We start from the raw sequence: 13,101 nt of genomic DNA on the forward strand, positions 1-13,101 counted from the left end.
GCCCCCAAAAGGTGTCCGCTGTGGGCCACCCGGGGGGTTGACCAAACCCCCCCCGGCGGGTTTTTGTGGCGGCTACACACCCCCCCCGCGGGGGGGGGGGGGGGGGGGTGGGGGCCCCCCCCCCAAGCCCAGCCACGGCTACCCGGCGAACGCCCCGGGGCTCCGCCCCGGACCCCGCTGCTCAATCGCCGCAGGGGCTTGAGTTGACCGACCCCCGCGGCTGTAAGCGCCAGAGGGCTTGATGGGCCGATGGTGCTTACCAGTCCCGCCCGGAGCGCCCGCGTTTCGTGTCGGAGCGGGCCTTCTTCTGGCGGAGGCGGCGTTCGTTGACGCCACGCGAGACACGCGTGGGCCGCCGCGGCTTCGGCGGCGGCGCCGTGGCCTCCGCCAACAGCGCCGCGAGGCGAACCGCCGCCGTCTCCCGATTACGCCACTGCGACCGATGCTCCGAGGCCCGTACGGAGATCACGCCATCCACCAGGCGGGACGCGAGCCGCTCCAGGGCCCGCTCCTTCCACACCGGCGGCAGCGCCTGCGTCGCCGCGAGGTCGAAGCGCAGCTCCGCCGCCGAATCGGACGCGTTCACGTGCTGCCCGCCCGGCCCGGACGACCGCGAGAAACGCCAAAGGAGCTCGGCCTCCGGGAGGACGACCGAACCGCGGATGGGATAAGGACCGGACATGCGTCCATGGTCGCGCGTTCGTACGGTCCGCGTCACCCGCATTTACCGGTCCCACGGGCGTCCCGTGGCAGCCGGGTAAAGAAAGTAAAGAGACCTGGAACCTTCCCCACCCCTCACGGCGTTCCTAGGGGTACGAGTAGCTTCGGCTGCACACGTACAACCATGTACGTCCGTATTTAACGAGGGAAGGACTCCCGAACCATGGCTGTAAGCCTGTCCAAGGGTGGCAACGTCTCGCTCACCAAGGAGGCTCCGGGCCTGACCGCTGTCACCGTGGGCCTCGGCTGGGACGTCCGCACCACCACGGGTACCGACTTCGACCTCGACGCCTCGGCGATCGCGGTCAACACCGAGGGCAAGGTCTACTCGGACGGTCACTTCGTCTTCTTCAACAACAAGCAGACGCCGGACCAGTCCATCGTCCACACCGGCGACAACCGCTCCGGTGAGGGCGAGGGCGACGACGAGGCGATCAACGTCAACCTGGCGGCCCTGCCGGCCGACGTCGACAAGATCGTGTTCCCTGTCTCGATCTACGACGCCGAGACCCGCACGCAGAACTTCGGCCAGGTCCGCAACGCGTACATCCGCATCGTGAACCAGGCCGGCGGCACGGAGATCGCCCGCTACGACCTCTCCGAGGACGCGGCGACCGAGACCGCGATGGTCTTCGGCGAGCTGTACCGCAACGGCGCGGAGTGGAAGTTCCGCGCTGTGGGCCAGGGCTACGCCTCGGGCCTGGTCGGCATCGCGCAGGACTTCGGCGTCAACGTCTGAGTCCGCGTCTGAGTCACCGCTGAGCGGTGGACGCCACTGAGCCCCGGCCACGGCCGGGGCTCAGTGCTGTCTCCCGCTGTGGCGCCTACAGAACCGCGATTCCCAACGGCCGCTCCCCCGCTGCCAGCCGGCGGGTGTCGCCGCTGTCGATGTCGACGACCGTGATGCCGTTCCAGTAGCCGTCGCGGGTGAAGCCGCCGGTGACGTACGCGGTCCCGCCGTCCTCGGAGACGGCGACGTCCTCGTGCGGACCGTCGAGCGGGATCACCTTCTCCTTGCCGTCGGGGGCACGGACGGTGAGCGAGGGGCCCTCGTCCTTGGACGGGTCGATGGGGCCCGTGCCGACGGCGAGGAGCGTTCCGTCGGGGGTGATCGTGACGCCGTGCTGATGCGTGTTGGCGGTCATCCGCTCGACGGCCGAGCGGCCGGTGTCCGGGTCGACCACGACGAGCCTCTCGCCCTCGAAGGGGAAGAGCAGCTTGCCGTCGGAGGGGCGGACGGCGGCGTAGTGCGGCTTCAGCCACGAGCCGAGGCCGCCTTCGGTGCCGTACGGGGCGACCTCGATGCGGCGGGTGTCGCCGCCGCGGGTGTCGAGGACGGTGACGTCGAAGGAGTCGTGATCGGTGGCGTACACCTGGCGCCCGTCGCTCGACACGTCGACGTCGAAGGGCCGCCGGCCGACGGAGGCGCTGTCGGTGACCTTCCCGGTCCGGGTGTCGATGGTCTCCAACGTCCCGTTCCCGTCAGGGACATTGACGCCTACGTACGCGTGCCTGCCGTCGGGGGCGAGGGTGATGCCCATGCCGCCGCCGCGGTACTCGCCGTCGGTGACCGGGCCGAGGCCCTCGGTCTCGTACGGGATGAGGGCCTCGCGCTCACGGCTGTCCGTGTCGACGACCGCGACGCCCTCCGCGGTGGCGACCCAGGCCCGGCCGTCGTCACCGACGACGAGCCCGTACGGGGCGTGTCCGACCTTCACCGAGTCGAAGGCGCCCTTGCCGGGGGCCGGGTCGACGAAGGAGACCGTGTCGGCGCCGAAGTCGGCGACGAGGAGGGTGCCGTCGGGGGTCTTGGCGGACCTCGGGGTTTCGGGAGTCTCCTTGGCGGAGGAAGTCCCCTTCCGCTGCGAGGAGTTGGTGTCGGTCCGCGTCGCGCCGCACCCGGTCGCGAGGACCGCGACGGCGATCGCCGCGAGGACCGTGCGCCTCACCGTACGGCCCGCAACAGGCCTGCGATCTCGGCGAAGCCGCGGCGCTCGGCGTGCTCGAGGGGCGTCACGCCGTCGCCGTCGGGCAGCTCGGGGCTCGCGCCCGCCGTGATGAGCAGCTCGACGATCTCCTGGTGCGCGCGGCCGCCGTCGCCGAGGATCACGGCCTCCAACAGGGCGGTCCAGCCAAGGCGGTTGACGTGGTCGACGTCGATGTCGGTCTCGCGGAGGACAGCCCGTACGTAGTCGACGTGGCCGCGTTCGGAGGCCGGGATGACGGAGATGCCGCCGAACCGGTTGGTGACCTTCAGGTCGGGCCGGGCGGGCAGCAGGGCGCGCATCATCTCCACGGAGCCGGTGACACCGGTGGCGAGCCACGCGCTGTCGTCCCGCTCGTCCTGGGCGTTCGGGTCGGCACCGGCCGCGACGAGTGCCTCCGCGGCGGCGACGTGATCGTTGAGGGAGGCCAGGAGGAGCGCCGTACGACGGTGCGCGTCGCGGGCCTCGACGTCGGCGCCTGCCGCGAGGGCGGCCCGTACGGCGTCGGCGTCGCCGTGCGCGGCGGCGGCGAGGAGCGTGCGGTTGTTCTCGGTGTGCTGCATGGTGCGGTTCCCAATCATCGGCTCGCGGCGCCGGGGTTCTGGGCCGGTGCCGGGGTCGGCGCCCATCGTTTTCGTTGCGCGGCACCGGGGTGCCGCCTTGCCCACCCTGCCGCCCCAGGCGGCAGATTGCCCAAGGCGACGGGGCGGACGGAGCCGCACATTCCAAGCCCCGCCGACGTTTGAGGCGATCCAGCCCCGCCGGCGATTGAGCAGGCCTTTCCAGCCCCGCCGGCGATTGAGGCGCGGGGTCCGGGGCGGAGCCCCGATCTTTCAGCCCCGCCGGCGATTGAGGCGCGGGGTCCGGGGCAGAGCCCCGAGGCCGCAACGCCGTTGCCGGTGACACGGTCCTCGGGGCCCGCCCACGCACTACTAGTTGAGCGTCGCCACACCCGCCTGGGCGAACTTCTCATCCAGGTCCCCCGAGGGCGCACCGGCGACACCGACCCCCGCGATGGGCCCACCGTCGGCGACAACCGGCGCCCCACCCGCGAGGAACAGCGTGCCGGGAATGTCCTTCAGATTCGGCGTGGACCCGAGCCGCTTCGTCAGCTCGGACGTCGGCGCGTTCCAGGACACCGCGGTGTACGCCTTCTTCACGGCGGACTCCGGCGACTGCGGCCCCGCACCGTCACCGCGCAGCTCGACGATCGTGTTGCCGTTGCGGTCGACGACGGCGACGGAGACCTTCTGGTTCTCCTTCTTCGCGGCCTTCAGGACGGCCTGGGCGGCGTCGGTGGCGGCGTCCACGGTGAGGTGCTTGGACTCGAAGGTGTTGCCGGCCTTCGCGGCGGCGGGCTTGGCGGCGGCGGCCTGCGCGGCCGGCTCCGAGTCCGCGGCGCTCGCCGAGTACGCGCCGAACCCGCCGAGGGCGATGGCGGCGGCGAGGGTGGTGCCGGTGACGACGCGGGTGCGCTTCGAGATCTTCTTGGCGTGCTGCATGGGAACGACTCCTGGATGCCTGGATGAAGGGGGAGGGTGCGAGTAGAGGGAGGAGAGGGAGGAGAGATCGACCGGGAGGGCGGCTGCCGTTCTGCCGTCCCGCTCTGCCTTCAATCCTGGGTCCGGAACCGGCCCCCACCCGTCGACGGACCGGCTGGAGGCAGCGCGCCGGGCGGTCGACGGCGGGGTCATCCGATCGGTTGACCCCAGGGGCGTACAACCCGGTGAGAATGGGATTGTTTGCCCAGGTCGACGCCGTGAGGAGGTGCAGGGGCCATGGCCCGGAACCGGCCGGAGCGCGCCGACAACGGCGTCCACCACAGCGACGGCTACGACACCGACACCCGCCGCCTCACCGCGGTCATGCACGCCTCGTTCTTCCTGCTCCTTGCGGTGGCCCTGGCGCGCTTCCTGCTGCGCCACTCGCACGACGGGCGCACCCCGTGGATCGTCGCGCTCTCCGCGGTCCTGGCACTCGTGTACGGGGCCGGGCTCGTCCGGGGCGTCGCGGAGCGGACCACGGTCGAAGGGGGTCCCCCCTGCCCGAGTTCATCGAGAGCTTGGGGGAGGGTGTGGCTGACGCTGGTGGTCGTGGTGTGGGTGGTGCTCGTGGTGCTCGCGCCGAGCTTCGCGTGGTGCGCGGTGCCGCTCTTCTACACGGGCCTGCGCACGCTGCCGACCCGCCCAGCGCTCGTCCTGGTGGGGCTCCTGGCGGTGCTCGTCATCTTCGCCCAGCTGCGGCTCGCCGGCCGCCTCGACCCGGACCTGCTGCTCGGCCCGCCGGCCGTCGTCGTGATCGCCACCGCCGTGTTCCTGCAGATGAAGCGGCAGGCCGCGCGGCAGCGCAGGCTCATCGACGATCTGATCCGCACCCGCCGCGAACTGGCCGCTTCCGAACGCCGCGAGGGCACGCTCGCCGAGCGGCAGCGGCTCTCCATGGAGATCCACGACACCCTGGCGCAGGGCCTGTCCAGCCAGCAGATGCTCTTGCAGGCGGCGGAGCGGGTGTGGGAGGCCGACCCCGGCAAGGCCCGCGCCCATGTCGGCACGGCCGCGTCGATCGCCGAGCACAACCTCACCGAGGCGCGCCGCTTCGTGCACGATCTGGCCCCCGCCGATCTCGCGCACGGGCTGACGGAGGCGCTGCAGGCGGTGGCGGCGCGGGAGTCGGGCGACCGGCTCGACGTCCAGGTCCGTGTCGACGACGACGGGCGGGCGGACCGGCTGCCCGACCGGGTGCAGTCGGCCCTGTTGCGGATCGCGCAGGGCGCGCTGGCCAACGTGCGGGAGCACTCCGGGGCGCGTAGTGCCGCGCTCACGTTGACGTTGCTCGACGACCAGGTCGTGCTGGATGTCGCCGACGATGGGCGGGGGTTCGATCCGGCGGGGCTGCCTGTGGGGGCCTCCGGTGTGCGGGGGCACGGGATTCCGGCGATCCGGGCGCGGGTGCGGCAGTTGGGCGGGGCGTTGACGCTTGAGTCGGCGCCGGGGGAGGGAACGGTGGTCTCGGCCTCGATTCCCCTGTCACCGGCGCCGGGGTCGAGGTCACGGGGCTCCGCCCCGGACCCCGCTGCTCAATCGCCGCAGGGGCTTGATGTGCCCACCCGCCCCCAGGTCCAAGATCACTCACCCGGCACCGGGGCCGGCCATCGGCGCCCGGCCGGCGAGACGGAGCCGTCATGACCACGCCCATCCGCATCCTCCTCTGTGACGATCACGTCGTCGTGCGTGCCGGGTTGCTCGCGCTGCTCGACAGCACCCCGGACATCGAGGTCGTCGGTGAGGCCGGGACCGGAGACGAGGCGATCGCGCTGGTCGCGAAGGTCCGGCCCGACGTGGTCCTCATGGACCTCCAGCTGGGCGAGGGCATGGACGGCGTGGAGACGACCCGCCGCCTCACGTCAGGACCGGCGCCCACCCCGCATGTCCTGGTCCTGACCACCTACGACACCGACGCCGACATCACCCGCGCCATCGAGGCGGGCGCGACGGGCTATCTGCTCAAGGCGGAGCGGCCCGAGGAGCTGTTCGCCGCGATCCACGCGGCCGCGGAGGGCCGCACCGCCCTCTCCGCCCCGGTGGCCAGCCGCGTCATGGCCAATATGCGCAAGCCACGGCCCACCCTCACGGACCGCGAGCGCGACATCCTCGCCCAGCTGGCGCACGGCCTCGGCAACCGGGAGATCGCCAAGGCCCTGTTCATCAGCGAGGCCACGGTCAAGACCCACCTGGGCCGGATCTACGACAAGCTCGCCGTCGACACCCGGGCCGGCGCCGTCGCGGTGGCCAAGGAGCAGCGCCTGCTCCCGTGAGGGGCGGGGTCCGCTCCCGCGACGAGCAGAGCCGCTACCGCGAGAGGCGAGGTCCGCTCCCGCGACGAGCAGAGCCGCTACCGCGAGAGGCGGCGTCCGCTCCCGCGACGAGCAGAGCCGCTACCGCGAGAGGCGGCGTCCGCTCCCGCGACGAGCAGAGCCGCTACCGCGAAGAGCGGCGCCGCTGCCGCGAAGAGCAGGGCCGCTGCCGCGAGGAGCAGGGCCGCTGCCGCGAAGAGCGGGCCCCTGCTCCCGTCAGTCCGCCGCTCCCGCCCGTGACACCATCTCTACGTGCTCGACATCGGTTACGCCCTCTCCCGCCGCTTCCCGGACCCGCCGCAGACGGACTACCGGCGCGCGGACGTCCACGCGCTGCGCCACGACCTGTTCTGCGGCGACGTGTACCTGGCCGACACCAAGGCCGACCGGGAACTGTCCACAGCCTGGGGATGGGTGCCGGTGCTCGACTTCGCGTGGGCGCTGTGCGACATCGTCGAGCAGTTGGACAGGGACCCGCGCGGCAGCCGCTCCGCGACCCCGCAACACGCGGAACTGGACTTCACCGAGTCCAGCGACTGCATGTTCTTCGAGCGCCGCTTCGGCTGGGTGGACATCGCGGCCGACTGGATGCCGACCGAGGAGCCCCCGCTGAACTTCTCCCACTCCGCACTGCGCCGCGAGGCCCGGGACTTCCTGCACGACCTGCTCGCCGACCTCACGGACATGCACGAGGGCCTGGCCGACAACCCGGCCCTGTGGGACCTTCAGGCCCGCTTCCCCCGCCTCCCGTAACCGGCCCCCGTACCGGCCAAGGCGCGCCTACTCCACCCGCACCCCCAGCTCCGCCGCGAACACCCCGGCCAGATCCATGAGTTGGGCCGGCGAGATCACCGCGCCGCCCAGCCTGTCCACACCCCGCGCGATCCCCAGCTCCGCCGCGTCCCGCAGGTCGACGTCCGTCAGGGTCGCCGCCGAGAAGTCGACGCCCTTCAGCACGCAGCCCGCGAACTCCACCCGCTCAAGGCGTGCGCCCCCGAAGTCCGGCTCCACCAGCACACATCCGTCGAACACGACGTCCTTGAGGCGTGCCTTCCGCAGGTTCAGGTAGTCGATCTTCCCGCCCCTGATCACCACCCGCTCCAGGGCCGCCCCGTGCAGCTGCACCCCGCCGAGCCGGGCGTCGACCACCTCCACGTCCCGCAGCGTCGCCCCCGCCAGGTCCGTGCCCACGCCCCGCACCTCCCTCAGCACGGAGTCGATGAATCTGGCCCGCGCGAGGCCCGTCTCGTCGAGCGCGCACGCCGCCAGCGCGCAGTCCATGAACCGCGCCCCGACCCCCTCCTGCCCCACGAAGTCGACGTCGCGGAACTCCACCCCGTCGTAATCCCCGTCGGGTTCGAGGCCGCGTCCCTGCCACGGCGCCAACGGAGGCAGCCGCACCTGGGGCCGCCGCGCCTTCTTCACCTTCGCCGGGGCCGATCCCGCGGCCCGCCCCGCACCACCACGCCTGTCGCTCATGACCCCATGCTGCCCGCCCCCACTGACAATCCCGCCCCACCCCCAAATGACCTGCGCAAACGGCGCGATGTCACATCCGCGCCCGCCCCGAACGTCGTATCCCTGAAGGCCACCCAGAGCGACCCAGAGCCACCCGACGACGTACGGAGTACCCATGCGCCACCCCACCCCCGCCCTCACCGTCATCGGCGGCGGTCTCGCCGGGCTCACCGCCGCGATCACCGCGGCGGAGGCGGGCGCGCGCGTCACGCTGCACGAAGCGCACCACACCCTCGGCGGCCGGGCCCGCACCGCCGAGGGCCCGTACCTCACCCACGAAGGCCCGCACGCCCTCTACAACGGCGGCCCGCACTGGACCTGGCTGCGGCAGCGCGAGCTGCTCGGGCCGCTCGCCCCGATCCCGCCGCTCGAAGGCGCCCGGCTGCGCTTCCACCGCGCCGGCGCGCTGCACCGCACCCCGCCCGCCGCCCTGCTCCGCCTCCTGCGCCACAAGCCCGAACGCGCCCCCGTGGACGAGGGCTTCACCACCTGGGCCACCCGCGTCGCGGGCCAGGACGCCGCCCGCGCCGCCGCCCACTACACGGCCGTCGCCCTGTTCCACCACGACCCCGGATCACTCTCGGCCCGCTTCGTCCAGGAGCGCCTGCGCCGCACCGCCAAGGTGCCGCCCGAGGCCCAGTACCCGGTCGGCGGCTGGTCCTCGGTCGTCGACCGGATGGCGTCCCGCGCCTGGAACCTCGGCGTGCGCATGGAGACCTTGAGCCGGATCGACGCCGTTCCCACCGACACCCCCGTCGTCGTCGCGACCTCGCTCGACGCGGCCCGCCGCCTCCTCAAGGACGACTCCCTGACCTGGGACAGCGGCCGTACGACACTGATCGACCTGGCCGTCCGCACCCGCCGCGGCGACGCCTTCGCCGTGTCGGGCCTCGACTTCCCGGCCTGGATCGAACGGTTCACCGCACAGGACAAGTCCCTCGCCCCGCACGGCGAGAGCCTGATCCAGGGCCAGGTCCCGATCGCGCCCGACGAGTCCAAGGCGGACGGTTCCGCGCGCGCCAACGGCCTGTTCGACCTCGCGTTCCCCGGCTGGCGCGAACGCACGACCTGGCGGCGCGACGCCCTCGCCCAGGGGCGCACAGGAGCGCTCGACCGCCCCGGCACGACCTGGCGCGACCGCCCCGCGATCGACCGCGGCGAGGGCGTCTACCTGGCGGGCGACATGGTGGCGGCGCCCGGCGTGCTCTCCGAGGTCTCCTTCACCAGCGCCATCGAGGCGACGACGCTGGCGCTGCGGCGCCCCGCCCTCACCCGCGGCCTTGACCTCAACCGAACTTGAGGTCAAAGACTGGCACAGACCAACGCTTACCGCCCTCCGCCCACCAGGAGCTGTCATGCACGCCGTCCGCCTGCACGCCTTCGGCCCCGCCGAGAACCTCACGTACGAGAAGACCGAGGACCCCGAGCCGGGCCCCGGACAGGTACGGATCGCGGTCGAGGCCGCGGGCGTGCACCTGCTGGACGCCGCGATCCGCTCCGGCGTGCCGGGGCCGCTGCCCGCCCTCCCCGAGCTGCCCACGATCCCCGGCCGCGAGGTCGCCGGCACCGTCGAGGCGCTCGGCCCGGACACCGACCCCGCGTGGCTCGGCAAGAAGGTCGTCGCCCACCTCGGCATGGCCCCCGGGGGCTACGCCGAGCTCGCCGTCACGGACGCGGACCGGCTCCACGAGATCCCAGCCCATCTGGACCCGGCACACGCCGTCGCCATGATCGGCACGGGCCGCACGGCGCTCGGGATCCTGAACTTCACCACCGTCACCCCCGACACGGTCGCGCTCGTCCCCGCCGCGGCGGGCGGCATCGGCACGCTCCTCGTGCAGTACGTGAAGCACGCGGGCGGCACCGTGATCGGCCTGGCGGGCGGCCCGGCGAAGACAGCCGCGGTCGAAACGAACGGCGCCGACCTCGCCCTCGACTACAACGACCCCAACTGGCCGTCGCTGGCACGGAAGTTCCTCGACGAACGTGGACCGGGAGCGGCCACCGTCCTCTTCGACGGCGTCGGCGGCCCGACGACCGCCCACGCCCTCGACCTCCTCGGACCCGGCGGGCAGCACCTCATCTTCGGCTGGTCCGCCCAGGGCATCGGCCCCGACGAGGGCCCGCACCTCCTCGACGAAGCCGAACTCACCCGCCGCGCCCTCACCCAGGAACAGGTCCTCGGCCCCCCGATGATGCGCAAGGTCGGCGGCGACAACCCCATGCGCACCCTCGAACTCGCCGCACTCGACCACGCGGCCCGCGGCACCCTCACCCCCGCCGTCCACCGCTTCCCCCTCGCCGACGCCGCAACGGCCCACCACGCCCTGGAAACCCGCGCCACAACGGGCAAGGTAATCCTGGACCCCAGTTGAGCCCCTGCGGCGCTTGAGCAGGCCTTTCAAGCCCCGCTCTTGTGACGAGAGCCAGCGGGGCCCGGGGCAGAGCCCCGTGACCTCGCCCCCGCCTCAGCCCAGCCGCTTCTCGAACCAATGATGCGCGTACGGCTCATCGTTGAACGCCGCGACCTCCTCGAACCCGAACGCCCGGTACAGCCCAATCGCCTCACCGAGCGCCTTGTTGGTGTCCAGCCGCAACACCTCCGCACCGTGTCCCACGGCCCGCGCCTCCATCTCCGCCAGGAACCGACGCGCAAGCCCGAGACCCCGCACCCGCGGCGCCACCCACATCCGCTTCACCTCGGCCGCACCACCCGGCGGAAGCTTCAGGCCGACGCAGCCGACCGGCTCCCCGTGCAGCCGTGCCACGACGAACCGACCGTGCGGCGCCCGGAGTTCACCGGCGTCGGGCAGGAGGCTGCGCGCCGGGTCGAAGCCCGTGTCGAACCGTTCCTGGAGCTCGGCGAAGTAGCCGCGCAGGCACAGCTCCGCGTCGGGGTGGTCCGGCGCGACGTCGTCCAGCGTGACCGTGCCGGCCGTCAGCAGCCGGTCCACCTCGGCCATGGCGGCGACCAGCCGCCCACGCTGGGCGGGGCTCAGCGGGGCGAGCAGCGAGCCCGCCGCCTCGTCGCTGCGCCGGTCGAGCACGGCCCACTCGTCGCGCCCCCGCTCCGTGAGCCGCGCGGTACGCACCCGCCGGTCCCGCTCCAGCGGCTCCACCACCACGACCCCGTCCGCCTCCAGGGCGCGCAGCAACCGGCTGACGTACCCGGAGTCGAGCCCGAGCCGCTCCCGCAGCTTCCGTACATCGAGCGGCGCTTCGGCCTCCCCGATCTCCCAGAGCAGCCGGGCCTGCCCGTAGGGCCGCTCGGTGCCGTGGAACCGCTCCTGGAGCACGCCGACGCGCTCACTGACGACGCGGTTGAACCGCCGTACCCGCGCGACGTCGCCGACGCCGCTGTCCTCACTCTCACGCATTCTCTGACTCTAGTCAGAGAATGCGTCCTCGCGCCACCCTAGGCAGCACCCACCACCTTCAGCGCCTCGTCCGTCAGCCGGTACACCGTCCACTCGTCCTGCGGCCGCGCGCCCATCGCCTCGTAGAACTCGATGGACGGGGTGTTCCAGTTCAGCACCGACCACTCCAGGCGCTCGTACTCCCGCTCCACGCAGAGCCGCGCCAGCTCCGTGAGCAGCGCCTTGCCGTGGCCGCCGCCGCGCGCGGAGGGGCGTACGTACAGGTCCTCCAGGTAGATGCCGTGCACCCCGCGCCACGTCGAGAAGTTCAGGAACCACAGCGCGAAACCGACCGGCTCGCCGCTCGCCTCCCCCTCGTCGGCCTCGGCGATGTGCGCGTACGCCGCCGGGCGCTCGCCGAACAGCGCCTCGCGCAGCTGCTCCTCGCTCGCCCGCGCCTCGTGCAGCGCCTTCTCGTAGTCGGCGAGCTCGCGGATCATGGCGTGGATGACGGGGACGTCGTCGGGAGTGGCGGTACGAATCATGGCGGCAGACTAATCCGCCCCACTGACACCCGACCGCTCGGGACTAACTCCCAGGGCGCGCGCGCAGCCGCCGCGCGATGTCCAGGTCCACCGCGCCGAGTTCCCGCCCGTCCTCGATGTCCCACAGCGCGTTCTGGAGCACCCGGCCGAGCGTCCACGCGCGCGCCCGCTCCCGGTCGAGCCCGAGGACCCCGCTGATCGCGTCGAACCGCCACACCAACTCCTGCGGCTCGTAACGGTTGTCCAGCGCGGGCCACAGATCGAAGCCCGGGTCACCGGCCAGCGGCTTCGGGTCGATCGCGAGCCACGGTTCACGCTCGGCGGCCAGCACGTTCTCGAAGTGCAGGTCCCAGTGCAGCAGCCGGTCCCCCGGCTCGTCCGCGACCTCCCGCACCGCGGCCGCGCAGTCGGCCAGCAGGGCGCGCTCGGCCGGGTCGACCACCCGGCGCAACGCGTCCGGGGCGTCCGCGAGCATCCGCGCGGCGATGTCTGAGAGCCGCCGCATGCCCTCCGGGGCGGGCCCCGCCGTCAGCCGCGCGAGCAGCTCGGCGATCACCAGGATTGCCTCGCGCGAGTCCTCCACGTCGCTCAGCATCCGGCCGGAGTCGAGGCGTTCGAGCAGCATCGTGCCCGTCCCGTCGTCGTACGCGAGGAGCCGCACGGCGCCGTCGCCGTCCCACGTCCGCAGCGCGACGGGCTCGCCCTCGGTCTCCTCGTCGAGCACCTGGAACTTGAGCGCCGCCTGCCGCCCGTCACGCACCACGGGCACGACGAGCGCGGCCATCCCGTGCATCAGCGGCCCGTCGACCGTCAGCTCCCAGCGCTCCAGAAACTCCGCCACGCGCGCGGGGAGCGCCGCGACGAACGCGCGGCCCGCCTCACCCGCGTACGCGTACTGCGACTCAACAAGGCCCACCGGTACGTCGATCACGCCCGCGACCCTAGCTCCCGCCCCACCGTCGGGGCCCGTCAATTACCGGGAACAACCCGTGCCATTGAGCACCTCCTCGAACGCGCCCTCGCCGTACATCGCCTTCCCCGGGGTCACCTCTCGCCGTCCTCACGATCCGGCTCCCACTCACCGCACCCTCGTCCAGCGATCGCCCCACAGGCGACATATGCCG

14 protein-coding genes are annotated in these 13,101 nt (G+C 72.7%); 6 read left to right on the forward strand and 8 right to left on the reverse strand.

Annotation, left to right across the window (positions count from 1 at the left end):
• Window positions 1-256 precede the first annotated feature (256 nt).
• Window positions 257-682 carry an alternative ribosome rescue aminoacyl-tRNA hydrolase ArfB gene (arfB, locus tag ACIRHA_RS40330; protein ID WP_403856360.1) on the reverse strand — a complete coding sequence of 142 codons (426 nt, stop codon included), beginning with the start codon at window positions 680-682 and terminating at the stop codon, window positions 257-259.
• Window positions 683-883: 201 nt separating this feature from the next.
• Between arfB and ACIRHA_RS40335 the strand changes: the two genes are divergently transcribed.
• A complete protein-coding gene (locus ACIRHA_RS40335; protein ID WP_403856362.1) occupies window positions 884-1,459 on the forward strand; it encodes a TerD family protein in 576 nt (191 codons plus the stop codon).
• Window positions 1,460-1,544: 85 nt separating this feature from the next.
• Here ACIRHA_RS40335 and ACIRHA_RS40340 read toward each other — a convergent pair whose 3' ends face one another.
• From ACIRHA_RS40340 to ACIRHA_RS40350, 3 genes are all read right to left on the reverse strand, one after another.
• Window positions 1,545-2,669 (reverse strand): hypothetical protein, encoded by a 1,125-nt coding sequence (locus ACIRHA_RS40340; RefSeq protein ID WP_403856364.1) that lies wholly within the window; start codon window positions 2,667-2,669, stop codon window positions 1,545-1,547.
• A complete protein-coding gene (locus ACIRHA_RS40345) occupies window positions 2,666-3,268 on the reverse strand; it encodes an ankyrin repeat domain-containing protein (RefSeq protein ID WP_403856366.1) in 603 nt (200 codons plus the stop codon). The genes ACIRHA_RS40340 and ACIRHA_RS40345 overlap by 4 nt, the downstream gene beginning before the upstream one ends.
• 369 nt (window positions 3,269-3,637) lie before the next feature.
• Window positions 3,638-4,207 (reverse strand): heme-binding protein, encoded by a 570-nt coding sequence (locus ACIRHA_RS40350; RefSeq protein WP_403856368.1) that lies wholly within the window; start codon window positions 4,205-4,207, stop codon window positions 3,638-3,640.
• A 276-nt stretch (window positions 4,208-4,483) separates the two neighbouring features.
• Between ACIRHA_RS40350 and ACIRHA_RS40355 the strand changes: the two genes are divergently transcribed.
• From ACIRHA_RS40355 to ACIRHA_RS40365, 3 genes are all read left to right on the forward strand, one after another.
• Window positions 4,484-5,890, forward strand: a complete 1,407-nt coding sequence (locus tag ACIRHA_RS40355; protein ID WP_403856370.1) for a sensor histidine kinase — start codon at window positions 4,484-4,486, stop codon at window positions 5,888-5,890.
• Window positions 5,887-6,519, forward strand: coding sequence for a response regulator (locus ACIRHA_RS40360; RefSeq protein WP_403856372.1), 633 nt, complete (start codon window positions 5,887-5,889; stop codon window positions 6,517-6,519). The genes ACIRHA_RS40355 and ACIRHA_RS40360 overlap by 4 nt, the downstream gene beginning before the upstream one ends.
• 291 nt (window positions 6,520-6,810) lie before the next feature.
• A complete protein-coding gene (locus ACIRHA_RS40365; protein ID WP_403856374.1) occupies window positions 6,811-7,311 on the forward strand; it encodes a hypothetical protein in 501 nt (166 codons plus the stop codon).
• A gap of 27 nt (window positions 7,312-7,338) precedes the next feature.
• On the opposite strand, the gene ACIRHA_RS40370 is transcribed toward ACIRHA_RS40365, so the two are convergent.
• Window positions 7,339-8,037, reverse strand: coding sequence for a pentapeptide repeat-containing protein (locus ACIRHA_RS40370; RefSeq protein WP_403856376.1), 699 nt, complete (start codon window positions 8,035-8,037; stop codon window positions 7,339-7,341).
• A gap of 154 nt (window positions 8,038-8,191) precedes the next feature.
• Here ACIRHA_RS40370 and ACIRHA_RS40375 point away from each other — a divergent pair, with 154 nt between their 5' ends.
• Together ACIRHA_RS40375 and ACIRHA_RS40380 are read left to right on the forward strand one after the other, a co-directional pair.
• On the forward strand, window positions 8,192-9,376 hold the full coding sequence (locus ACIRHA_RS40375; protein ID WP_403856378.1) for an NAD(P)-binding protein: 1,185 nt from the start codon (window positions 8,192-8,194) through the stop codon (window positions 9,374-9,376).
• Window positions 9,377-9,431: 55 nt separating this feature from the next.
• Window positions 9,432-10,451, forward strand: coding sequence for a zinc-binding dehydrogenase (locus ACIRHA_RS40380; protein WP_403856380.1), 1,020 nt, complete (start codon window positions 9,432-9,434; stop codon window positions 10,449-10,451).
• A 93-nt stretch (window positions 10,452-10,544) separates the two neighbouring features.
• Here the strand turns inward: ACIRHA_RS40380 and ACIRHA_RS40385 are convergent, their stop codons facing one another.
• The 3 genes from ACIRHA_RS40385 to ACIRHA_RS40395 are packed head-to-tail and all read right to left on the reverse strand — an operon-like array spanning window position 10,545 to window position 12,908.
• The gene (locus ACIRHA_RS40385; protein ID WP_403856382.1) at window positions 10,545-11,453 is read right to left on the reverse strand and encodes a GNAT family N-acetyltransferase; all 909 of its coding nucleotides are present in this window, start codon (window positions 11,451-11,453) and stop codon (window positions 10,545-10,547) included.
• Window positions 11,454-11,491: 38 nt separating this feature from the next.
• On the reverse strand, window positions 11,492-11,977 hold the full coding sequence (locus ACIRHA_RS40390) for a GNAT family N-acetyltransferase (RefSeq protein WP_403856384.1): 486 nt from the start codon (window positions 11,975-11,977) through the stop codon (window positions 11,492-11,494).
• 43 nt (window positions 11,978-12,020) lie between these two features.
• On the reverse strand, window positions 12,021-12,908 hold the full coding sequence (locus ACIRHA_RS40395) for an aminoglycoside phosphotransferase family protein (protein ID WP_403856386.1): 888 nt from the start codon (window positions 12,906-12,908) through the stop codon (window positions 12,021-12,023).
• Window positions 12,909-13,101: the final 193 nt, after the last annotated feature.

The sequence above is a fragment of the Streptomyces sp. NPDC102360 genome (genome assembly GCF_044766085.1).
In the GTDB taxonomy this organism is placed as follows: Bacteria; Actinomycetota; Actinomycetes; order Streptomycetales; family Streptomycetaceae; genus Streptomyces.